The 22887-nt window shown below is 69.3% G+C and carries 17 protein-coding genes and 1 pseudogene; 12 read left to right on the plus strand and 6 right to left on the minus strand.

Annotated elements, in window-relative coordinates:
- The first annotated feature begins 35 nt into the window (after nt 1–35).
- From ACNJ7E_RS27885 to ACNJ7E_RS27900, 4 genes are all read left to right on the plus strand, one after another.
- A complete protein-coding gene (locus tag ACNJ7E_RS27885) occupies nt 36–503 on the plus strand; it encodes a universal stress protein (protein WP_005243718.1) in 468 nt (155 codons plus the stop codon).
- Between the two features lie 29 nt (nt 504–532).
- Nucleotides 533–1624: an isochorismate synthase gene (locus ACNJ7E_RS27890; protein ID WP_283330884.1), complete on the plus strand. Its 1092-nt coding sequence runs from the start codon at nt 533–535 to the stop codon at nt 1622–1624.
- Nucleotides 1625–1751: 127 nt separating this feature from the next.
- Nucleotides 1752–1925, plus strand: coding sequence for a DUF2613 domain-containing protein (locus tag ACNJ7E_RS27895; protein WP_005258546.1), 174 nt, complete (start codon nt 1752–1754; stop codon nt 1923–1925).
- 46 nt (nt 1926–1971) lie between these two features.
- Nucleotides 1972–6285, plus strand: coding sequence for an alpha-(1->3)-arabinofuranosyltransferase domain-containing protein (locus tag ACNJ7E_RS27900; RefSeq protein ID WP_418341496.1), 4314 nt, complete (start codon nt 1972–1974; stop codon nt 6283–6285).
- 23 nt (nt 6286–6308) lie between these two features.
- Here the strand turns inward: ACNJ7E_RS27900 and ACNJ7E_RS27905 are convergent.
- A pseudogene (locus ACNJ7E_RS27905) lies at nt 6309–7355 on the minus strand (acyltransferase family protein); the annotation flags it as partial.
- 220 nt (nt 7356–7575) lie between these two features.
- On the opposite strand from ACNJ7E_RS27905, the gene pgfA reads away from it, so the two are divergent.
- Nucleotides 7576–8730, plus strand: a complete 1155-nt coding sequence (gene pgfA / locus ACNJ7E_RS27910) for a cell envelope lipid trafficking protein PgfA (RefSeq protein ID WP_280780638.1) — start codon at nt 7576–7578, stop codon at nt 8728–8730.
- 133 nt (nt 8731–8863) lie between these two features.
- Here the strand turns inward: pgfA and ACNJ7E_RS27915 are convergent, their stop codons facing one another.
- Entirely contained in the window at nt 8864–10063 is a 1200-nt protein-coding gene (locus ACNJ7E_RS27915) for a polysaccharide biosynthesis protein (RefSeq protein WP_418341497.1), read from the minus strand.
- Between the two features lie 63 nt (nt 10064–10126).
- On the opposite strand from ACNJ7E_RS27915, the gene ACNJ7E_RS27920 reads away from it, so the two are divergent.
- A complete protein-coding gene (locus tag ACNJ7E_RS27920; protein WP_418341498.1) occupies nt 10127–11848 on the plus strand; it encodes an MmpA family trehalose lipid delivery protein in 1722 nt (573 codons plus the stop codon).
- Here the strand turns inward: ACNJ7E_RS27920 and ACNJ7E_RS27925 are convergent.
- Nucleotides 11789–13009, minus strand: a complete 1221-nt coding sequence (locus ACNJ7E_RS27925; RefSeq protein ID WP_280780861.1) for a glycosyltransferase family 4 protein — start codon at nt 13007–13009, stop codon at nt 11789–11791. The two genes, ACNJ7E_RS27920 and ACNJ7E_RS27925, sit on opposite strands and share 60 nt — an antisense overlap.
- Before the next feature lie 174 nt (nt 13010–13183).
- Here ACNJ7E_RS27925 and ACNJ7E_RS27930 point away from each other — a divergent pair, with 174 nt between their 5' ends.
- The 6 genes from ACNJ7E_RS27930 (at nt 13184) to ACNJ7E_RS27955 (ending at nt 19731) form a co-directional block, all read left to right on the plus strand.
- Entirely contained in the window at nt 13184–13939 is a 756-nt protein-coding gene (locus tag ACNJ7E_RS27930; protein ID WP_418341513.1) for a class I SAM-dependent methyltransferase, read from the plus strand.
- Between the two features lie 2 nt (nt 13940–13941).
- A complete protein-coding gene (locus ACNJ7E_RS27935; protein WP_418341499.1) occupies nt 13942–14829 on the plus strand; it encodes an ROK family protein in 888 nt (295 codons plus the stop codon).
- Between the two features lie 80 nt (nt 14830–14909).
- Nucleotides 14910–16079: a phosphotransferase family protein gene (locus ACNJ7E_RS27940; RefSeq protein ID WP_280780634.1), complete on the plus strand. Its 1170-nt coding sequence runs from the start codon at nt 14910–14912 to the stop codon at nt 16077–16079.
- Nucleotides 16076–17221 (plus strand): Rv3169 family protein, encoded by a 1146-nt coding sequence (locus ACNJ7E_RS27945; RefSeq protein ID WP_317569981.1) that lies wholly within the window; start codon nt 16076–16078, stop codon nt 17219–17221. The genes ACNJ7E_RS27940 and ACNJ7E_RS27945 overlap by 4 nt, the downstream gene beginning before the upstream one ends.
- A gap of 28 nt (nt 17222–17249) precedes the next feature.
- Nucleotides 17250–18698 (plus strand): aldehyde dehydrogenase, encoded by a 1449-nt coding sequence (locus ACNJ7E_RS27950; protein ID WP_061042465.1) that lies wholly within the window; start codon nt 17250–17252, stop codon nt 18696–18698.
- 73 nt (nt 18699–18771) lie between these two features.
- The gene (locus ACNJ7E_RS27955; protein WP_280780631.1) at nt 18772–19731 is read left to right on the plus strand and encodes a cation diffusion facilitator family transporter; all 960 of its coding nucleotides are present in this window, start codon (nt 18772–18774) and stop codon (nt 19729–19731) included.
- A 29-nt stretch (nt 19732–19760) separates the two neighbouring features.
- On the opposite strand, the gene ACNJ7E_RS27960 is transcribed toward ACNJ7E_RS27955, so the two are convergent.
- The 3 genes from ACNJ7E_RS27960 to ACNJ7E_RS27970 form a co-directional block, all read right to left on the minus strand.
- On the minus strand, nt 19761–20261 hold the full coding sequence (locus ACNJ7E_RS27960) for a hypothetical protein (RefSeq protein ID WP_418341500.1): 501 nt from the start codon (nt 20259–20261) through the stop codon (nt 19761–19763).
- A 152-nt stretch (nt 20262–20413) separates the two neighbouring features.
- Nucleotides 20414–22243 (minus strand): phosphoenolpyruvate carboxykinase (GTP), encoded by a 1830-nt coding sequence (locus ACNJ7E_RS27965; protein ID WP_009478209.1) that lies wholly within the window; start codon nt 22241–22243, stop codon nt 20414–20416.
- 274 nt (nt 22244–22517) lie between these two features.
- Entirely contained in the window at nt 22518–22829 is a 312-nt protein-coding gene (locus ACNJ7E_RS27970; protein ID WP_280780629.1) for a DUF6802 family protein, read from the minus strand.
- Between the last annotated feature and the right edge of the window lie 58 nt (nt 22830–22887).

Consider the following 22887-nt stretch of genomic DNA (forward strand, 5'->3'; position numbering starts at 1 on the left):
TGGACACAGAGGAAGCCCGTACTCAGGAGGTCGTAGTGCCCGGTGGTTTGATGTTGATCGCCTACGACGGATCCGACAACGCCAAGCGTGCGGTGGAGTGCGCAGGTCGTTTCCTCGCCTCCAATCGCGCTGTGCTGGTGACGGTGTGGGAGCCGATGGTCCGTCAGGCCGCCCGCATGTCAGGTCTGTCCGGTGTGATGCAACCCGAGTGGGTGCCCGACGAGGAGACCGAGGACGTCGCGTTCTCCGACGCCAAGGTCACCAACGAAGAGGGTGTCCAACTCGCCGAGGCCGCCGGACTCGCCACCGAGGGTCGCTGCATCGAGTGCACCAGCACGATCTGGACGGCCATCGTCGAGACGTCCGACGAACTCGCGGTCGACATCATCGTCACCGGCACCCGGGGCACCACCGGCCTGCGGTCGTTGCTGCAGAGCAGCGTCGCCGACCACGTGTTGCGCCACAGTCACCGCCCGGTGCTGATCGTGCCTCCCGGGAAGTAGTCCGGACGCCCGACTACTGTCGGGTGACCATGGACGGCTTCCTTCTCTCCCGCGCCGACCGGACGTTGCGTACGTCCGGTGCGCGGCACGGGTACGACACCGCGGCAGCCGCTGTCGCGGCCCTCGCGAACGGTGATACCGAGTTGATCGTCGGAGCGCTGCCGTTCGATCCCCAGCGTCCTGCCGCGCTGACCGCCCCGGAATCGTGGGAGTTCACGGACGGTCCGTGGCGGCCCGGCACCGTTCCCGACCTCCCGCCCGTACGCCTCACGCGACAAATCCCCGACCCCGCCGAGCACGTGGCTCGGGTGCGGTCCCTCGTCGACCGCCTGCGCGAGGGCATCCTCGGCAAGGTGGTGGCCGCACGCAGCGTCACCCTCCGTTCGGACACCCCTATCTCCGCAGAAGCGTTGGCCGCGAGAATGATTCACCAGAATCCCACCGCGAACGGGTTCGCCGTCGACCTCTCCGCGGCCGGCGAGGGCTTCCGCGGACGCAGCCTCGTCGGCGCCAGCCCCGAGGTGCTGCTCAGTCGGCGCGGGCGACGCGTCACCTGCCGTCCCCTCGCCGGAACAGCCCCGCGGCGCGCCGATCCGGAGGCCGACGAGAAGGAAGGTCGCGGCCTCCTGGAGTCCACGAAGAACCTGGCCGAGCACGCGTTCGTCACTGCCTGGATCAGGGAGGTCCTGGCGCCGCTCTGCACCGAGTTGACCGTCCCGGACTCCCCGGTTCTGACGAGCACGCACGAGGTGTGGCATCTCGCGACCCCCATCGAAGGCGTGCTGCGCGACGCGTCGACCAGCGCTTTGAGCCTGGCCACCCGGTTGCACCCGACCCCCGCGGTGTGCGGCACCCCCACCGACCTCGCCCTCGCGACCATCCGGGACGCCGAGGAGGATCGGCGGTTCTACGGCGGCGCCGTCGGGTGGTGCGACGGCGACGGCGACGGCGACTGGGTGGTGGCCATCCGCTGCGCCGAGATCGCCGCGGACGGACTCGAGGCACTGGCGACGGCGGGCGGGGGCATCGTCGCCGAGTCCGACCCGGAGTCCGAACTCGACGAGACGACCACCAAACTGCGCACGCTGCTCCGGGCGCTCGGCGTGCAGCAGAGCCTGTGAACTGCAAAAACGGTGGCCCACGAGCACCAATCAGCAGTTCGCCGGCCCGTGGGTGATACCTTGACCCGAGCAATTCGTACGCGGGAGTAGCCGTGTGCGTCGATGGCACGACGGTGGGAGATGTCTGATGGGGAAGTTCCTTGTGCCCGGTGTGGTCAGCGCCGTGGTCGGTGTCGCTCTCGGCACCGTGGCGACGCTCGGCATCACCGCAGCCGCACAGGACAACACGCGTCCCGAGATCGACCGCAGCGGCAACGCGGATTCCTCGCTCCTGAACCAGGTTGAGTACGGCAGCCGCTGAGAGCGCCGGCTCAACAAGTTCCCGCACTTCCCCCGAGTCGGCGGCCATGTCGTCCATGGCGCCCTCGGCGGAGCCTCTGTCACGGCGGTGGCTGTTCGGCGCCTCTGTCGTAGCGTTTCTTCTCGCATTTCTCCAAACCCCCGGCCGGCTCGCCGCTGACACCAAGTACGACCTGTCCCAGAATCCGATCGGATTCCTGGAACGGGCCGCGCATCAGTGGAGCAGCCAGGCCCCCATGGGCCAGGTGCAGAACCAGGCCTACGGTTACTTCTTTCCGCACGGCGCGTTCTTCGCGCTCGGCGACGTCCTGAGCGTCCCGCCGTGGATCACCCAGCGGATCTGGTGGGCCCTGCTGCTCGTCGCCGGATTCTGGGGCATCGTCCGTCTCGCCGAGGCGCTCGGCGTCGGCAGCCGCTCGTCCCGCATCATCGCCGGTGTCGCGTTCGCGTTCTCCCCCCGTGTCCTCACCACCCTCGGTTCGATCTCGTCGGAAACCCTCCCGATGATGCTGGCGCCGTGGGTCCTTCTGCCCGTGGTCGTCGCCCTCGCCCATGTGAGTGACAAAGCGTCCCGGGACACACGGTGGCACTCACCTGCACGGCTGGCGGCCCAGTCGGCGCTCGCCGTCGCGTTGATGGGTGCCGTCAACGCCGTCGCGACCGTCGCCGCGTGCCTCGTCGCAGGTCTGTGGTGGATCGCGCACCGGCCGAACCGTCGGTGGTGGGTGTTCACCGCCTGGTGGTTCCCGTTCCTGGCGCTGGCCACGCTGTGGTGGATCGTGCCGCTGCTGCTGCTCGGCAAGGTGAGCCCGCCGTTCCTCGACTACATCGAGTCGTCCGGGGTGACCACCCAGTGGACGTCCCTCGCCGAGATTCTCCGCGGCACCGACAGCTGGACGCCGTTCGTCTCCCCCGAGCGCATCGCAGGCGCGGTCCTCGTCACCCAGCCCGCCGCGGTCGCGGCGACCGGCCTGATCGCCGCCGCCGGTCTCGCCGGACTGTGCATGCGGGCGATGCCGGCCCGCGGTCGCCTCACTCTGATCCTGTTCGTCGGCGTCGCCGGACTCGCGGCCGGGTACATCGGCGAACTGGGCTCCCCGTTCGCCGAGCAGGTGCGACTGTTCCTCGACTCCACCGGGGCACCCCTCCGGAACGTGCACAAACTCGAGCCGCTCGTCCGACTGCCCCTCGTGCTCGGGTTGGCGCACCTGCTGGCGAAGGTGCCGCTGCCCGGGTCCGCGCCGGTCGCGCGGTGGCGCAGCGCGTTCGCGCACCCCGAGCGCGAACCGATGGTCGCGGTGACGAGCCTGGTGCTGGTCGCCCTCACCCTGGCGACGTCGCTGGCGTGGACGGGCAAGCTCGCACCGCGGGGCACGTATTCCGAGGTCCCCGACTACTGGCAGCAGGCCGCCTCGTGGCTGGAGGACAACGCCGGGGGCACGAGCCCCGACGGTTCCGACGCGGAGCGTGCGCTTGTGGTGCCGGGCGCACCGTTCGGCAGCCAGCTCTGGGGTCTCACCCGCGACGAGCCGATGCAGGCGCTGGCGTCCACGCCGTGGGCGTCCCGCGACGCCGTCCCGCTCACCCCGCCCGGCACCATCCGGGCCATGGACTCGATCCAGCGGCTGATCACGGACGGCCGCCCGTCGGATGGCATGGCGCAGACCCTGCTCGGCCAGGGCATCCATTACCTCGTCCTCCGCAACGACCTCGACCCCGAGACGTCGCGGTCGACGCGCCCACTGCTCGCGCACCAGGCCGTCACCGGCTCGCCCGGATTCACGCAGGTCGCGGAATTCGGCGAGGACATCGGTCCCGGCGATGTCGAAGGCCTGGTGATCGACAGCGACCTGCGTCCCCGGTATCCGGCGATCGAGATCTTCGAGGTGTCGATGCCGGACGGTTCGCCGACGACGAGCGGGCCGTACACCGCGAACCTCGACGGCATCCCCCGGGTGCAGGGCGGGCCCGAATCGCTGCAACGCCTGCGGGAGAACGGCGCCCTGCCCGGAGCCGGACCGGTACTGCTGGCCGCGGACGCGACGCGCGCCGGCCTACCGGTCGACGACGTCACCGTCACGGACACGCCCCGGAACCGGGAAACCGATTACGGCCAGGTCGACAATCACAGTTCGGCACTGCGCACCCCGGACGACGCCCGCCGCACGTTCAATCTCGTCCCCGACTATCCGGTGGCGGACACCCCGCTGGTGGAGGGGCAGTGGGAGGGCGCGACGCTGAGCGTGTCGAGTGCGGCGTCCGACGCCACGCAACTCGGCGGCACCTCCCCCGCCAGCAGCGCCGCCGCGACCGTCGACGGCGACCCGGCGACGGGCTGGTTCAGCAACGGCATCGAGCGGGCGCTGGGCCAGTGGCTCCAGATCGACTTCAACACCCCACTCACGAGTTCTCTGCTGCACATCACGACCAGCCCGGCGGCGATCGGCGCCCCCGTCCGCTGGATGGAGGTGTCGACCCCCAACGGCAGCACGGCCGTGAAGGTGGATGCCCCGGGCAAACCGATCGCCGTGTCCGTTCCCGGCGGTGTCACCCCGTGGGTGCGGATCACCGCGACCCGAACCGAGAACGGTTCCGCGGGAACGCAGTTCGGCATCAGCGAGGTGTCGGTCGAGGACTTCTCCCAGCGTGACGCCCCGGTTACCGTGCCGATCCGGTACCGGACCGTGTTGCCTCCCACTCCTCAGGGTGTGTCCGTCTCGGGTTGGGATCTCAGCCAGGAACTCCCCGGCCGCAACTCGTGCGCCGAGTCCCCGGACCGCGTGCGGTGCAGTAACGCCTTCGTCCTGCCGCCCGAGGAGGTCGGCACGTTCGAGAGAACGTTGTCGGTGCCCGAACCCACCGCGGTCACGCCGCAGCTCGCGCTGCGGGCACGCCACGGCGCACCGCTGGAAGAGATTCTCACTCAACGGGATTCGCCGTCCGCCCACGGGACCAGCAACATCACCGACCTTCGTGGGTCGGCGTTCGCCGCCACCGACAACGATCCGCGTACCAGCTGGTCGGCGAAGCAGGACACCACCAGCGGCAAGGGCGCGAAACCGACCCTCACGATCGACCTTCCCCAACCCACGCTGGTCACCGGCCTGCAACTGACGCCCAGCGCGGGCGCCGTGCCCGCCGCCCCCGACCGGGTCGCCGTCGACCTCGGGAACGGACCGCAGGTGCGCGACGTCGACGAGGACGACGGGACCGTGACGGTCGAACCCCGGGTGACCGACCGGATAGTGCTCAGCCTCGTGTCCTGGAAGAGCACCCTCGATCAGAACGCGCTGGGTTTCGCCCAGCTGCAGCCGGCGGGCCTCGCAGAGGTCGGGGTGCTGGGCGAGGACGGCGTCCTGCTGCCCGGTTCGGGTCCGGCCGACGACGCCGGCGCCCGCCCGGTGACGGTGCCCTGCGAGGAGGGGCCGGTCGTGACGATCGGCGGGCAGCCGGTGCGCACGAGCGTCACGGCAACCGTCGGGCAAGTGCTGTCCGGTGACCCGGTTCCCGCAACCCTCTGTGACACCCCCGGCCCCGTTCCGCTGGGAGCCGGATCCCAGGACGTGACCGTCGACCCGGGGTCGGCGTTCTTCGTCGACAGTCTCCGCCTCGACGCCGGACCGCAGGCCCAGGCCGTTCCGACCGAGCAGGTGTCGACCACCGCATGGACGGAGAACCACCGGGAACTCACGGTGCCCCGCTCGGACGCCGAGCGCGTCGTCGTCGTCCCCGAGAGCACCAACGTCGGCTGGGTGGCCACCGCACCGGACGGCAGCGAACTGACACCGATCGTCGTGGACGGCTGGCAGCAGGGGTGGATCCTGCCCGCGGGAACCGAGGGGACGGTGACCCTCGACTTCCCCACCGACCACTGGTACCGCCTGGGGATCTTCGGCGGTCTGCTCCTGCTGATTCCGCTGATCGCCGCCGCACTGTGGCCGCGCCGCGCACGCGAGCGCGATCCCGGCCCGGCACCGCGGACCTGGGGCAGCGCGACGGTCGGGTGGCTGGGAATCCTCGCTGCCGCCACCGTGATCGGTGGTCCCGTCGGCGCGGCGACGACGGTCGTGGTGACGCTACTGGCCGTCACCCTCGTCCGCCTACGCGGAACCGCCACCACCGCGCGCGTGCTGGTGGGGGTCGCCGGAGCGTCGACGATGCTCGGCATGGCGATGCTCTCCACCGGCCCGTGGCGGGCACCCGGCGGGTACGTGGGGCACTCGTTCCTCGTTCAGTTCCCGCTGCTGCTGGCGCTCGTCGCCACCGGGCTGGCGGTGCTGCCGCTCGGACGGTCGGCGCTCCTGGCGCGCGCCTCCCAGCGCTTGACGGCGCGGCGGGCGGGTTCCTCCACCAACGCGTAACTGGCCGACGCGACCGCGACGCTCATCACGGTCGTGAGGAACAGGATGTAGACGAAGTGGCCGGTGAACGGAACGAGCCCGAACACCGGAAAGACGATCGACAGCACCGCGAGGTGCCAGATGAAGATGCCGTACGACCAGCGGCCCACTGCGAGAGCGAGCGGACTCGCGAGGTAGCGGTGGGTGGACGTGTCGGACAGCACCAGCGGGGCCATCAGCGCGAAGCTGATGACGGCGCCGAGCGCCATCTTGACGGCGTACTGCCACGGTTCGGGACGCACCAGCCCCTCCGGGCCGGCCAGATCGGTCGCGGTGAGCGCGAATGCCACTGCGGCGACGAGAAACATCCGGACGCGATGATGCGCCCAGCGGTGCATTCGCCCGGGCGGACTCACCGCCAGCTCGGCGAGCAACATCCCGGCTCCGAACCAGGGCAGGTACCCCGGTAGCCAGTTGTCGTGATGAATGCCACCCGGCGTCGACACCGGCACGAATGCCCACGTCAGACTCACCGCGATCAACGCGAGAATCGCCGGAACCCGCAGCCGCGCAGCCGGACCCCGCAACCGGACCAGCGCGAACGCCAGCAGCGGAAGCACCAGGTAGAAGGCCACCTCCACCGACAGACTCCACATCTGGGTCAAACCGTCGGTGAGCGTAAGGGGCACGAACACCTGCACGAGACCGAGATTCGCCCACCACGTGCGGTAACTCGCGTTCGCGGTGGGCAGGAACGTCAACACCACCGCCACGGCGACCCAGTACGCGGGCAGGATGCGCGTCGCCCGCGAGATCCAGTACCGGACGATTCCCTGGGCGGGGCCCATCCCCCGCGCCGCCCCGGCATGGCTGCGCCACAACAGGAATCCGGACAGCGCGAAGAAGACCGCCACCGCCAGATCGAATCGTCCCCAGATGCGCCCGAGAACGGGCACGTGCGTCGCACCGGTCTGGAACGCGACGTGCGTCACGAGCACCCCCAGCGCCGCGAGACCGCGCATTCCCTCGAGTGCGGGAATGAAACTGCGCGGCGGTGCGGTCGTGCTCGTGGTGGTGGCCGAGGTGCTCATCACCAACAGTGTGCCTGGTCCGGGGGCTGTGACGGAAAACTCCGTTCGAGTCACTTCGCTGGCGAACGGTCGATGCGTTTACTATCCGATGGGGCAAATGCGCATTCGAGACTGTTAGTGTTTTGCCTCACGTGGTGTCGATGTGGGCTCCATGCGATCCGTGCAGCCGTGCTGCCGGTGGGGGAATCTCAATCGACAGAATTGGGTTAGGAGAGAAAGCATGGCGGAGCGCTCAGGGCCGAGCCGGATACTTGCTTGCATTCTGGTGGGCCTCGGTGCCTTCCTCTTGGCCGTCGCCATTCTCATTCCCACCTACACGGTGGGCAAATTGGAGAAGACGCCCTTGGACCTCGAAGTGACCACGATCGCCGAAGGTTCCGGCAGCGTGCTCAACTCGCAGGCTCTTCTCGCAGGCAAGGCCGAAGTCAACACGAACGTTCCACTGGTGTCACAGCGCTACGTCACCACCGAAGACCCCGCGGACGCGGACGTCGTCACTCTCCAGGCGGGTCAGACGCTGCGGCGCACCGACAAGCAGGGCGACACCGGACTGCTGTCCGCGATCGTCGACCGCAACACCGTCGACCGTAAGACGTCGATGCCGACCAACGACCCGGTGGGCACCATCCAGACGCAGCCCAACCAGCCTGCCGAGGAAGTTCCGCGCGACGGACTGCAGTACAAGTTCCCGTTCAACTCGGAGAAGCAGAGCTACCCCTACTTCGACCTGAACGCGCGCGCCACCCAGGACATCAACTTCGTCGAGGAGACGGAGATCAACGGCCTGAAGGTGTACCACTACAACCAGACGATCGATCCGGTCGACCTGTCGAAGGTGGTCAGCTCGCCCACCAACAAGCTGACGCTGCCCGCCGAGGCGTGGGGCGTCCCCGGTGGGACCCTCCCCGTCACGATGACCCGCTGGTACACCAACGTGCGCGACCTGTGGGTCGAGCCCGAGACCGGTGTCGTCGTCAAGGGCCAGGAGCAGCTGCACCAGTACTACGCCCGCAACAAGGACAAGCCGGAGATCGACGTCCTGAAGGTGGAACTGCCGTTCAACGAGCAGACCATCGAATACCAGGTCCAGCAGGCCAAGGACGGCATGGACAAGATCAGCACGTTCGGTCGCACCGTGCCGATCATCGCCGGCATCCTCGGTGTCATCGCACTGATCGCAGGACTCGTCCTGGGACTGCGCGGCGGCAAGGGCAGGCAGCCCGCGCACACCGCCGGCGACGACTACCCGCCGAGCGACGGTGGCCGCCACGTCGACCTGGACAAGTCGGAGGCTCCCACCGAGCAGCACGACTGGACCACGGACAAGACGGAAGAGATTCCCGTGCAAGATCCGCGCAGGTACGACGAGCGCTAGACGTAAGGAGCCGGACGCCACGTAGTCCGGTGTGAAGGGGACCTCGGTAGTGCACCGAGGTCCCTTTCGTCGTTCCCGGGGGCCTGTGCGGTGTCGCCCCATGTCACAGTCGGCTCGTCGGACCGACCGGATGTCAGATCGGGCGCGGGGCATCGCGCCGCGCGCTGCGCACGGCGAGGACGCTGGCGACCAGTGCGGTGCTCGACGCGACCGTCACGGCGACGGCGATGAACTGGCCGATCGTGGACGCGAGGGTCAGCATGCCGGTCATCTCGACGGCGAAGCCGATCCAGGCGATCACGGCGAGGTACGTCCGCTCCCCCGCGATGGCGGACAGTAGGGCGCCCTGCAGGACGGCCAGACAGGCACCGTGGAGCGCGAACAGCCACAGCAGCGACTGGACGGGCTGGTATGCGTCGCCGACGAGGAGCGGGACGAGAGGTGCGGCCACCGCGACGGCAGCGACGAGGACCGCTCCGAGTCCGACGAGGACGGCGAGCGCCGATCGGATCGCTTGGGCGGAGTGCGCGGGATTCGCCATCCGCGGATAGAGCACCACCCCGACGGCCTGCGGCAGCCAGAACGCGGCCTTGGTGGCGACGGCGCCCAGCGCGTACAGGCCGGCGTCGTCGTTGCTGAGCACGATCCGGGCGATCACCAGGTCCATCGACGACAACGCGATCAGCGCCAATTGCACCTGCGACGCCTTCAGCACGGCCGCGACGCCGATCCGGGTGCTCGACTCCCCGGTGATCGCGGAATCGGCGAACAGGCGCGCACACAAGGCCACCAGCCCAGTGCCGACCGCACTCGCGGCGAGGGCGAGGCCCGGCCCGGCGCCGACGGCCAGAACCACGACCGCGGGCACGACCTTCGCGACACCGGCCGCCGCGAGGACGACACTGAGCGGACCGAACCGTGCGGCGCCCTGCAGCAGTCCCTGCTCGGTGGCGAGCAGGACCAGGACGGGCGCCGTGATGAGCGCCGAGAACGTGGCGAGCATGCCGGTGTCGAGGGCCCACGACACGAGGGGGGCGAGCAGCATCGCGGCGACCGCGACGATCACCGCGCAGCGGTACCCCAGCAGGCGGACCGCGTGGGCTCCCTTGCCCCGGACCACCTCGCGGGCGACGACGGTCTGCAGCGCGAGAGCGGGGACGGCGAGGACGAGTTGGGCCGCGAGCAGGCTCGCGAACTCCCCGTAGCCGGCCGGGCCGAGCCACCGGCTCGCCGGCAGATGCAGCAGGTAGGACGCGATGTTCGCGATCATCGAGCCCGCCGTCACCATCGTCACCCCGGCGACCGCCGAGCTGGTGAGGGTCTGGCGTGGCATGCGCCCCATGATGCACTACGTGCCCTGCGAGCCGGGTCGATGCACCACGTATCGTGACGGCCCATGACCGCCCGGCGCCGAGCATCGTTCGTCGCGCCGGTCTACAGCCTCCTTCTGGCGCTGCTGATCCTCGGGCCGCTGCTCGGTCCGGGCTATCTGCTGTTGCGGGACGCGGTCAGCACTCCCCGCTCGTATCTCACCGACTCGGCGCTCGGCCTCACGGACGCCGCCGCGCGGGCCGTGCCGCAGGACACTCTGCTCGCGACGCTGAGCGTTTTCGTCGACGGCGGCCTGGTGGTGAAGGCGATCCTGCTGCTGGCGCTGTGGGCGGCGGGCTGGGGCGCCGCCCGGATGGTCCGCACCGTCCTGCCGACGGCGGGGCTCGGACCGCAGCTCGTCGCCGCGACGGTGACGGTGTGGAACCCGTACGTCGCCGAGCGGCTGCTGCAGGGCCACTGGAGCCTGCTGACCGGGTACGCGGCACTGCCGTGGACGGTGTGCGCGGCGGTCGCGATTCGACGGGGTCACCGCCGGGGGTGGTTCGCCCTCGCGGCCTGCCTCGCCGCGGCCGGTCTGACACCCACCGGGGAGTTGCTCGCGGCGGTGACGGCGGTGGCCGTCCTCGCGCTCCTCGGCGGACGATCGGCCGCGTGGCTCCGGGTGACGGGCGCACTGGGCCTGTTCGTCATCGCGAGCGCGCCGTGGCTGGCGGCCACGGCACTGGCCGGCGGCGGCGGGGACGGCTCCGATCCCGCAGGGGTCGCGGCGTTCGCGGCGCGCGCCGAGCCGGGGCTGGCGACGCTGGGCAGTCTCGCCGGACTCGGCGGCGTGTGGAACGAGACCGCCGTCCCGGACACCCGGACCACACTGTTCGCCCTCGTCGGAACGGTCCTGCTGCTCGGGGTCGTCCTGTGCGGACTCCCGGCGCTGTGGCGGCGGCGACGGCATCCCGTGGTGGCCGCACTGACAGCGCTCGCGCTGGTGGCAGTGCTGCTGCCCGCACTCGGCGCGACCGCGTGGGGACTCGACGTCGGCCGCTGGCTGGTGCAGAACGTGCCCGGCGCGGGATTGCTCCGGGACGCGCAGAAGTGGGTGGCGCTCGCGGCGCCGCTGTATGCGCTCGCCGCCGCGGCCGCGGTGCTGCGACGCCCCGGCACGTGGTCCGTCTCGGCCGTCCTGGTCGTGCTGCTCGCCCTCCCCGACCTCGCGTGGGGCGTCGGGGGCGCGCTGCGCCCGGTCCACTATCCGCCGTCGTGGGAGCAGGTGGCCGCCGAGGTGGCGCACGAGTCGGACAGCGGGGACGTCGCCGTGCTGCCCACCGGCATGTTCCGCAAGTTCTCCTACAGCGGTGCCGCTCCCGTTCTGGACCCCGCCCCGAGGATGCTGCCGGATGACGTGCTGCAGACGGGCGAGCTGGTGGTGGCCGGTGGCACGGTGACGGGCGAGGGGTCCCGGGCGCAGCAGGTGGAACGGGTGCTGCTCACCGGCGGTTCCGCCGCCGAACTCGCGTCGCTGGGCGTCCGGTGGGTCCTGGTCGAGCGCGACACGCCCGGGCCGCGCGGCGAATCCGCGACCACCCTGGCCGGTCTGGAGCGACAGTTCTCGGACGAGCATCTGGAGCTGTACCGCGTCGGCGGCGACGTCGCGCGGCACGAGGCGTCCGACCGGGCGCGTGCGACGGTGGTCGCGGCCCACGTGCTGTGGGCGCTGCTGCTGGCCGGCGGTCTACTCGGCGCGGGCGTGCTCGAGGCCCGGACGCGCCAGCGCCGGCGACACCAGCCCTGATGTCCGCAGGCCCGCGGCCGTGCCCGCCAGCACCTCGTGAACGCCGTTACCGGTGTGCTTCCAGGAGAACTCACCCGCGCGGACCCGTGCCTTCTCGCCGAGGACCATGCGCGTCTCGGGGTCGAGCAGGAGGGTGTTGACGGCCGCGGTCAGTTCGCCGACGTCGGCCGTCGCCGCTTCCGCGCTGCCGACGAGCACACCGGTCACGCCGTCGACGATCGAATCCGTCAGCCCCTTGGAGCTGCGGTAACCGACGGTCGGGACCCCGTGCTGGGCGGCCTCGATGACGGCCAGACCCCAGCCCTCCTTGCGGGACGGCATCACGTGCACCCAGGACTGCGACAGCAACTGGTGTTTACGGGTTTCGTCAACGTGCCCGTGGAACGTGACGGCGTCGCCGATGCCCAGTTCGTGCGCGCGGTCGCGGAGATTCTGTTCCCACCAGCCGCCACCGATGACGTCGAGGTGCACATCGGCGATCGTGGGACGCAACGCCGCGACGGTCTCGAGGGCGTCCTCGATCTGCTTGTGCGGCACCAGCCGGGACAGGACGCACACACTGGGGTGCACGGTACGGGTGTCGGCGCCGCCGATGTCCACGCCGACAGGAATGTCGTCGGCGCCGTTGCGTACCACCGCGATCCGTTCGCGCTCGACACCGAGTTCGACGAGTTCGTCGGCGGACGGCAGCGACACGGTGAGGTACTGGTCGTCCCGGTGGGTACGCGGCGACAACCGTGATTCCACCCACCAGCCGATCTTGCCCATCAACCGGCCCGCCACGGGCCACTGCTCGCGATGACAGTGATGCACGAGCAGCGTCACGGGTGCACCGGCGACGACGCGGGAGAAGAACGGGATGCCGTTCTGGGTGTCGATGACGGCGTCGGGCCGGATGCCTCGCAGCGGTCCGAACCCGAGCCGGCCCGCGGCGATCGCGGCGAGGGCGCGGGGGTAGACGCTGTACCGTCCGCCCGCCCGGCTGATCTCGATGCCGTCGACGGTCTCCTTCTTGGCGGCGCCGCGGTAACCGGCGGTGCGGAGGGTGACCTTGATTCCCCGCGCCGCGAGCTGGGCGCCGACCTCCTCGAGGTACCGCTCACTGCCGCCACCCTGCGGGTGACCGGTGTCGCGCCAGCAGAGCAGCAGAACCTCTCGCACGTTCATATACTCCTGTGGTCGGTGCGGTACATGTGGTCTCGGGGCGGGACGGTCCGCGCTGTAGTCCCCGAACACCCTATCGGTCGCGTTCCACCGGATGTTGCAGCCACCGCGAACGGATTGCGGCCCCGGCGGCTGTACTCGCTAAGGTTCAGTCTCGTGACGACGCCTCCCGTGACCCGGCGATTCGGTCGACGGGCAACCCTGAAGCGGTCGTTCGGCCTGCTCAGCGACTTCCGGCACGAACAGACCGCACCCGACCTGTTCTACGGCGCCCTCGCCCGCGACTCCGTCGAACTGATCGGTGACCTGTACGGCGGTCTCACCGACTCGGATCTCACCGGGACGACGGTCCTGGACGTCGGCGGCGGCCCCGGTTACTTCGCGGACGTGTTCCAGCGGGCCGGCGCCCGGTACGTCCCGGTGGAGCCGGATCCGTCCGAGATGCATGCGGCGGGCCTCGCCGTGGGCGGCGCGGTCCGCGGGTCGGGGTTGGCGCTGCCGTTCCGGACGTCGTCGGTGGACATCTGCTTCTCCTCCAACGTCGCCGAGCACGTCAGCGAACCGTGGGCGATGGCGGACGAGATGGTCCGGGTGACGAAACCCGGCGGCCTGATCGTGCTGTCCTACACGTTGTGGTGGGGCCCGTTCGGCGGCCACGAGACCGGGCCGTGGCATGCACTGGGCGGCGAGTACGCCGCCCGCCGCTACCTGCGCAAGAACGGCCGCGAACCCAAGAACCGCTACGGTGTCTCCCTGTTCAAAGTGGGTGCGGCCGACGGACTTCGGTGGGCCCGGCGCGCCCCGGACGCGGACTTCGTGGCGGCCTTCCCCCGCTACCACCCGCGCTGGGCGTGGTGGATGGTGCGCGTCCCCGGACTGCGGGAGTTCCTGGTGAGCAACCTCGTTCTCGTGTTGCGGAAGCACTGACCGTGGTCGCGCTGGCTCTCGACATCGGCGGCACCAAGATGGCCGCCGGGATCGTCGACGCGGACGGCACGGTGCCGCATCCGGCGACCACCCCGACGCCGGCGACCGGCGTCGCCGACGCGTGCGCCGCCCTTCTGCGCGAGGTTGCGGGAGCGGCGACGATCACGTCGGTCGGCATCGCGTGCGCGGGGCCGGTCGACACGGTCGCCGGCACCGCGTCACCCATCAACATCGACGAGTGGTCGGGCGGATTCGGCCTGGTCGGCTTGGTGCAGGAACTTTTTCCCGGCGTCCCCGCGAGGCTGGCGATGGACGGTGCCGCCGCCGCTCTCGGCGAGCATCACCACGGTGCCGGGCGCGGTGCCCCCGACCTGCTGAGCCTCGTGGTGTCCACCGGTATCGGCGGCGGAGTGGTCCTCGGCGGCCGCATCGCCACCGGCCGGACCGGAAACGCGGGTCACATCGGTCACCTGGTGGTCCCCGGCGGAACCGAGCCGTGCACGTGCGGCGGGGTGGGGTGTCTGGAGACGGTGGCGAGCGGACCGTCGTCCGTGCGCTGGGCCCGCTCCCGGGGATGGCGCGGCACGACGGGCGTCGAATTGGCGAGGGCCGCCGCGGACGGGAACGACGTCGCCGTGGCCGCCCTCGACCGCGCGGGGACCGCACTGGGGCAGGCCATCGCGTCCGCGGCAGCCCTCCTCGACGTCGATCTCGCGGTGATCGGTGGCGGATTCGCGCAGGCCGGACCCGCGTTGTGGGACCCGATGCGCAGGGCCGCCGCCCGCCACGCCCGGTTGTCGTTCGTCGCGGATCTGCGGGTGGTCCCGGCGGAACTCGGCGCCTCCGGAACCCTCGTCGGGGCGGGAGTCCTGGCCGTCGACGAGGGCTGACGCAGCGGGATCTCCTCACCTGTTCCGAAATTCTGTAACGTGTTCTAGTGTTCAGGGTCACACCACGTTCAGGAGAGGAGGTGACCGTGAGCACGAGCACTGCCCGATCCGCCGACGACTCCGATCACTCGTCCGAAGTCGCCCGGCCCACTGACTCCCGCCGCGATCCGGAGGTGCTGCGAGACGCGCTGCAACGCTGGCTCGCCGCCCAATTGCCCGCCGACGCCGCACCAGAGGTCACGCACGTCCACCTCCCCGACGCCAACGGCATGTCGAGCGAGACCATCCTGTTCGACGCCACCTGGTCCGGAGAGGTTCACCCACTGGTCGCGCGGGTCGCGCCTGCCGACACGACGATGCCCGTCTTCCCGGAGTACGACCTCGACGGACAGTTCCAGGTGATGGCGCAGGTCCGGGAACACTCCGCCGTCCCGGTCCCGGTCGTCTACTGGTCCGAATCCGATCCCGGTCCGCTGGGCGCCCCGTTCTTCGTCATGGCCCGCGTCTCCGGACAGGTCCCGCCGGACGTGATGCCCTACAACTTCGGGTCGTGGGTGACGGAGGCGACCGAGGAGCAGCGCGCGCTGCTGCAGCACAGTGCGGTGAATGTGCTTGCGCAGCTGCACGACATCGACCGACCGTGGGAGCGGTTCGCGTTCCTGCGACTGCCCGGCTCCGGTCCCACCGTCACCGAGGCGCTCGCCGCGCACATCCGGCAGCAACGCGACTACTACGAATGGACGACGCTGTCCGGTCCCCGGTCCCCGCTGATCGAACGCGGCTTCGCGTGGATGGAGGAGAACCTCCCGGACGACCCCTCCCCCGCCGTGTTCTGCTGGGGCGACGCCCGTATCGGCAACATGATGTTCGAGGACTTCCGGCCCGTGGCCGTACTCGACTGGGAGATGGTCGCACTCGGGCCCCGCGAACTCGACCTGGGCTGGATGACGTACCTGCACCGGTTCTTCGAGGACATCGCCGCGGCCGCCGGACTCGACGGGATGCCCGACTTCCTGCGCCTCGACGACCTCGCCGCCCTGTACGAGGAGCTGACGGGCCACACGCCCCGCGATCTCGAGTACTACACCGCCTACGCGGCACTGCGGCAGGCCACCATCATGCTGCGGATCCAGGAGCGCGCCATCCACTTCGGACAGGCCGTCGCTCCGGAGGACCCGGACGACATGATCATGCACCGCGCGTCGCTGGAGGCGATGCTCGACGGCACGTACTGGGAGAAGATCCGATGACCGCCGACTACGCGGGAAATCCGCTCTCCCCGATGGACGACTACCCCATCCATCAGGTGGCCGAACCCATCCGGCGCGTCGCCACGTCCGACCGCAACTTCTACGACCGCTACTACTTCAACTGCTATCCCTCGGCCGAGTCCGACCTCTTCCTCATCATCGGTCTCGGTCAGTACCCCAATCTCGGGGTGACGGACGCGTTCGCGGTGCTCCGCCGCGGCGACGACCACATCGTCGTCCGCGGGTCGGCGGCGCTGGGTCACGACCGCGCCGTCAGCACCGTCGGTCCGTTCCGCGTCGAGGTCCTCGAGGGTCTGCAACGCTTGCGGGTGGTGCTCGAGCCCGGCGACTACGACCTCTCCTTCGATCTCACCTTCGACGGCGCGATCCCCGCGACGCTGGAGCCCCGCCACTTCCGCAGGCAACTCGAGCGCGTCACGTTCGACACGAGCCGCTTCGTCCAGACCGGCACCTGGGCAGGCGAACTCACGATCGACGGGCAGAGCCGCCCCGTCACCCCCGACACCTGGCGCGGCAACCGCGACCGGTCGTGGGGAGTGCGCCCCGTCGGCGAGTCCGAGCCTCCCGGACGGCGCGCGGTCGACGGGATCCAGAACTTCTTCTGGATCTACTCGGTGATGCAGTTCGACGACTACTCCGTCTCCGTAATCCTGCAGGAGGACGAACTCGGCAGGCGCATCGTCGAGGAAGCCGTCCGCATCTGGCCGGACGCCGACCGCGAACCCGAATGGCTGGGCCGACCCGAACACGAGCTGAAGTTCGAACCGGGGACACGCGACGTCACGTCGGCGTCGCTGAGTTTCCACCGCCCGACCGGCGAGGTCGTCACCGTCACCTGCGACCTACTGGTTCCCAACTACATCGGTATCGGCACGGGGTACGGGCTCGAAGCCGATTGGCGTCACGGCATGTGGCAGGGCGAACTCGTGGTGCAGGGACTGCGCAAACGAGCGTCCGAGATCGAACCGGGACTCCGGATGTTCTGCCCCGTCGACAATCTCACCCGCTTCCGGCTCGAGGACGGCGGCGAGACCGTTGTGGGGACAGGGCTGTTCGAGGTCGCGGCGATCGGCCCACACGCACGGTACGGATTCGACAGTTTCACCGACACCGCCTCCTGACCGGGGGAACGACACGAGGAATGGACTCATGACCGACTACGACAAGCTCTACATCGGCGGCAAGTGGGTGGCCCCGGCCACCGATCAGGTGCTCGAAGTGTTCTCCCCGGCAACCGAGGAACGCGTCGGCAGCTGTCCCGTCGCGTCGCCGGCCGACATCGACGACGCCGTCGCCACGGCCAGGCGGGCATTCGACGAAGGTCCGTGGCCGCAGACCACTCCCGCCGAGCGCGGCGAGATCCTCGCGAAGGCGGCGAAACTCATCGAGGAGCGCGGCGACGCCCTCAACGCGCTGATCTCGTCCGAGATGGGTCAGCCGCCCGCGATGGTCGGGATGATGCAGCAGACGCCGTCGCTCGCGACCCTCAACTTCTACGCCGGTCTCGCGAACGAGTTCGAGTGGGAGCAGACCCGCACCGGCGCGTTCGGGCAGACGAAGGTGCTGCGGGAGCCCGTCGGTGTGGTGGCCGCGGTCCTCGCCTGGAACGTGCCACTGTTCCTCGCCGTCAACAAGCTGTCCCCGGCGCTGCTCGCGGGCTGCACCGTCCTGCTGAAGCCGGCACCCGAATCCCCGCTCTCCACGCACCTTCTCGCCGAGATCTTCGCGGAGGCGGGGGTTCCCGAGGGTGTCATCTCCGTCCTGCCCGGCGGCGCCGAGACCGGCGAATACCTGGTGTCGCATCCCGGCATCGACAAGATCACGTTCACCGGCAGCAGTCCCGTCGGCCGCAAGATCGGGGCGATCGCCGCACAGAACCTCAAGCGCTGCTCCCTCGAACTGGGCGGCAAGTCGGCGGCCATCATCCTCGAGGACGCCGACCTCGCGTCCACGATGCCGATGCTGGTGATGTCCGGACTCATGAACACCGGGCAGGCATGCGTCGCGCAGACCCGGATCCTCGCCCCGCGCTCCCGCTACGACGAGGTGCTGGACGCCCTCGTGGCGGGTGCCGGATTCATGACCGTCGGCGATCCGTCCGACCCGGCCGCGCAACTCGGTCCGCTGATCTCCGAGAAGCAACGCGACCGCGTCGAGGGCTACATCGCCAAGGGCAAGGAACAGGGCGCCCGCGTGGTGCTCGGCGGCGGCCGTCCGGAAGGCCTCGACAAGGGCTGGTACGTGGAGCCGACCATCTTCGCGGACGTCGACAACTCGATGACGATCGCCCGCGAGGAGATCTTCGGACCCGTCCTGTCCGTGATCCCCTACGACTCCGAGGACGAGGCGATCAAGATCGCCAACGACTCCGACTACGGACTCGCCGGCTCGGTGTACACCACCGACATCGATCACGGTCTCGCCGTAGCGAAGCAGATCCGCACCGGCACCTACGCCATCAACTGGTACGCGTTCGACCCCGGCTCCCCGTTCGGCGGCTACAAGGCCTCCGGCATCGGTCGCGAGAACGGACCGGAGGGGCTCGAAGCGTTCTGCGAGACCAAGTCCGTCCTCATGCCGCCCGGCTACAGCGGATAGGCGGCTTCGCCGCCCGTGCGCCTTTCTGGTTGCTGCAGCTACCAGAAAGGCGCACAGGCGTTAGCGTGATCGGGTGACCGCATCGACCCCGGACACCACCCGCGACGCCGACGGTGAGAGTGCACTCACCGTCGTTCTCGCGTTCGGCGCGAACATTCTGATCGCACTGGCCAAGACCGTCGCCGCGGTGGTCACCGGCTCGGCGTCGATGGTGGCGGAGGCCGCCCATTCGTGGGCCGACTCGGGCAACGAGATCCTGCTCCTGATCGCCAATTCGCGGGCCAAGCGCACGCCGGACCGCATCCATCCGCTCGGGTACGGGCGCGAGGCCTACGTGTGGTCGATGTTCGCGGCGCTCGGGTTGTTCGCGCTGGGCGCGGGGGTGTCCGTCACGCACGGCATCCAGGAGCTCGTGCACGCCGAGCCGGCTACGAACTTCGCCGTCGCATACGTCGTGCTCGGTGTCTCGTTCGTGCTCGAGTCCATCTCCTTCCAGCAGGCGTACCGACAGTTGCGCGCCGAGGCCATCGCCATCGACCGCGACGTCCTGGCCCACGCACTCCGCACGTCCGACCCGACCACCCGGGCCGTGTTCGCGGAGGACGCCGCGGCGCTCATCGGTTTGGTCATCGCGTTCCTGGGCGTTCTGCTGCACCAGATCACGGGATCGGCGATCCCCGACGCAATTGGCTCCATCCTGGTCGGGATCCTGCTCGGCGTCATCGCGCTAATTCTGATCGACCGCAACCGGCGATTCCTGATCGGCGAGGAGGCATCCCCCGCCCTGCGCCAGGCCGGCATCGAGGCGCTCGAGGCGCTGCCCGAGGTCGACCGGGTGACGTTTCTGCGCATGGAGTACCTGGGACCACGACAGGCGTACCTGGTGGCGAGCGTCGACCTGGTCGGTGACTACGCGGAGTCCCGTGTCGCCCATACCCTCCGCGACCTCGAGGCCCGGCTCGAACGGAGCTCGCACGTGGTCCGCGCGATACTCACCCTGTCGACAGAGGACGAGCCGACGATCACCGTGTGAGATCGCCGGCTCGCCGCCGTTTCTGCGGTCTAGCTGCCGAACTGGACCCCGCCCAGCGGGCCGCCGATGAGGATGATCTGCGGCATCGTGGTCTGGGGGTTGGCGACGGTGGTCAGCGACAGGCATTCGCCGAGGACCGCGTACGCGCCGTCGGGAAGTTCCGGTGTGGTGAACGTCTTGACCGCGTTGCCTGCGGCGTTCGCGACGACGCGCTCGATCGGGTTGGTGGCCCACGCGACGAATCCCGGTTCGAGGACGACGGTGGGATCGGCGAGGACGGCGGGCAGCTTGGTGGCGTCGAATGCCACGGCACCGCAGGATTGGGCGTCCAGCAGATTCAGGACGTTGGGGTTGGTGACTGTGATGTCGAGGGTGTTTCCGTCGACCGCGGTCACCACGGTGGGAGGCTGGACTTCCGGCGCTGCGGAAGCGGTCGCCGGCATGGTCATGGCTACGGTGGCGGCGGCAGCGGCAGCGAGTGCGGCACCTCCGGCGAGTCGTTTCATGCCCCTGCTGGTCCCTGTCTGCATCTGCAATCCTTTCGTCGGGTGCGAGCTTCGAGAATCGAGGCTTTACAAACCGAATGGTATGCGTTTACTGCAGAATCCTCCCCTGAAACGACGAATGTCACAGTGGTTCAGTCGGACTGAACCACTGTGACATTCGGTCACCCGGGGAGGGACTAGCTCAGGCGCTGCTTCAGGGCCTCGAACTCGTCACGGATGCCGGAGGGAACCTTCTCACCGAGGAACTCGAACCATTCCTCGATGAGCGGCAGCTCCTGCTTCCACTCGTCCACGTCGACCTTCAGCGCCTCGTCGACGTCGTCGGCGTCGACGTCCAGGCCACCGAGCTCCAGATCGGCCGCGGTCGGAACGAATCCGATCGGGGTGGACTCGGCGCCGGCCTTGTGCTCGATGCGGTCGACGATCCACTTCAGCACGCGGGAGTTCTCGCCGAAACCGGGCCACAGGAAGCGGCCGTCGTCGCCGCGACGGAACCAGTTGACGTAGAAGATCTTCGGCAGCTTCTCGGAATCCGCGTGCTTGCCGAGGTTGATCCAGTGGTTCAGGTAGTCGCCGGCGTTGTAGCCGATGAACGGGATCATGGCCATCGGGTCGCGGCGGACGGTGCCCACGGCACCCTCGGCGGCAGCGGTCTGCTCGGACGACAGCGTCGCACCGAGGAACGTGCCGTGCTGCCAGTCGAAGGACTCGCTGACCAGCGGAACCGTGGTCTTACGGCGTCCACCGAACAGGATCGCGGAGATCGGAACACCCTGCGGGTCGTCCCACTCGGGCGCGAGGATCGGGCACTGCGACATCGGGGTGCAGTAGCGCGAGTTGGGGTGCGCGGCCTTCTCCCCCGACTCGGGCGTCCACTCGTTGCCCTTCCAGTCGGTGAGGTGCTGCGGGTCGCCTTCGAGACCCTCCCACCAGACGTCGCCGTCGTCGGTCTGCGCGACGTTCGTGTACAGCGAGTTGCCGGCCTCGAGCGTCTTCATCGCGTTCGGGTTGGACCCGTAGTTCGTGCCCGGCGCGACGCCGAAGAAGCCGTACTCCGGGTTGACGGCGTACAGGCGGCCGTCCTCGCCGAAGCGCATCCAGGCGATGTCGTCGCCGAGGGTCTCGGCGCGCCATCCGGGGATGGTCGGCTGGATCATCGCGAGGTTGGTCTTGCCGCAGGCGCTCGGGAACGCGGCCGCGATGTAGTACGGCTTGTCCTCCGGGGAGATCAGCTTGAGGATCAGCATGTGCTCGGCCAGCCAGCCCTCGTCGTGGGCCATCGCCGACGCGATGCGCAGCGAGTAGCACTTCTTACCGAGCAGCGCATTTCCGCCGTAGCCGGACCCGTAGCTCCAGATCTCGCGATCCTCGGGGAAGTGGGTGATGTACTTGGTGTCGTTGCACGGCCACGGGACGTCGGCCTGGCCCTCTTCGAGAGGTGCGCCGACCGAGTGCAGCGCCTTCACGAACGGCTTGTCGGTGCCGAGCTTCTCCATCGCGGCGGTACCCATGCGCGTCATGATGCGCATCGACACGACGACGTACTCGGAGTCGGTGATCTCGACACCCAGCTTCGGGTCGTCGGCACCGAGGGGACCCATGCAGAACGGCACCACGTACATGGTGCGTCCGCGCATGCTGCCGCGGTAGAGGTCGGTCATGAGCGACCGCATCTCGGTCGGGTCCATCCAGTTGTTGGTGGGCCCGGCGTCGATCTCCTCTCGCGAGCAGATGTAGGTGCGGGACTCGACGCGTGCGACGTCCGACGGGTCGGAGTTGCCGACGAACGAATTCGGCTTCTTCTCGTCGTTGAGTCGCGTGAACGTGCCGGCCTCGACGAGCTGCTCGGTCAGTCGATCCCATTCGGCGTCCGAGCCGTCGGCGAAGACGACGCGGTCGGGCTGAGTGAGTTCGGCAACCTCTCGAACCCAGGCGAGCAGCTCACTGTGCTCCGTGGGGGGCGTGCCGTCAGTTCCGTTCAGACCGGGAATGGTCGCTGAGGTCATCAAACTCTCCTGGGGTGAGCCGGAACCGGACCATCTGCCGTCCGCTGAGAGAACCTCGCAGCGAGTGCCAGACGGTCCGATTTCCCCTCTCGGCGGGGTCCAGCCAGGCCGTCCATGCCACATGGAAGACGCGGGCGCCGGGTGTCCTATCCCTAGAGGTTAACGCCGCGAGTCCCGTCTCGGGGAATCGGGTGCGGTTGGAATGGTCACAGAAACGATTCAGTAGAGCTACCAGGGGCCTTTCCCGCGTCTGCAGTGCGGATTTCGGAGGTGTTCAGCCGTTACCGAGAGTCCCACCATCGGTCTGCTGCCAGTGCACGACGCCGTCGCCGTCGCGGCGAAACTCCCAAGACGCGTACGCGCCGTCCTCGTGGATCATCGTCAGATGGTCTGCGTCGCCGTCCGAGTCGAGGTCGGAGGCGATGACGACGGCGTCGCCCGCGTCGAAGGTCTGGGTGTCGAGGACGCCGTCTCCGTCGATGTCGTGGGTCGGACCGGTGAGCGCGACCGCCCCGGAATCGGGACCGAAAGTGTCCGTATCGAGGTCCGGCACGTCCGGGACCAGAAAACTCTCAGTCGTCGCCACCGCGGTCTCCCTTCGCATTTCGGACCAGTTTCCCGCACAAATCAAGACATATCAAGAT

This window comes from Rhodococcus mengyinensis, assembly GCF_048381435.1.
Taxonomy (GTDB): Bacteria; Actinomycetota; Actinomycetes; order Mycobacteriales; family Mycobacteriaceae; genus Rhodococcus_F; species Rhodococcus_F opacus_D.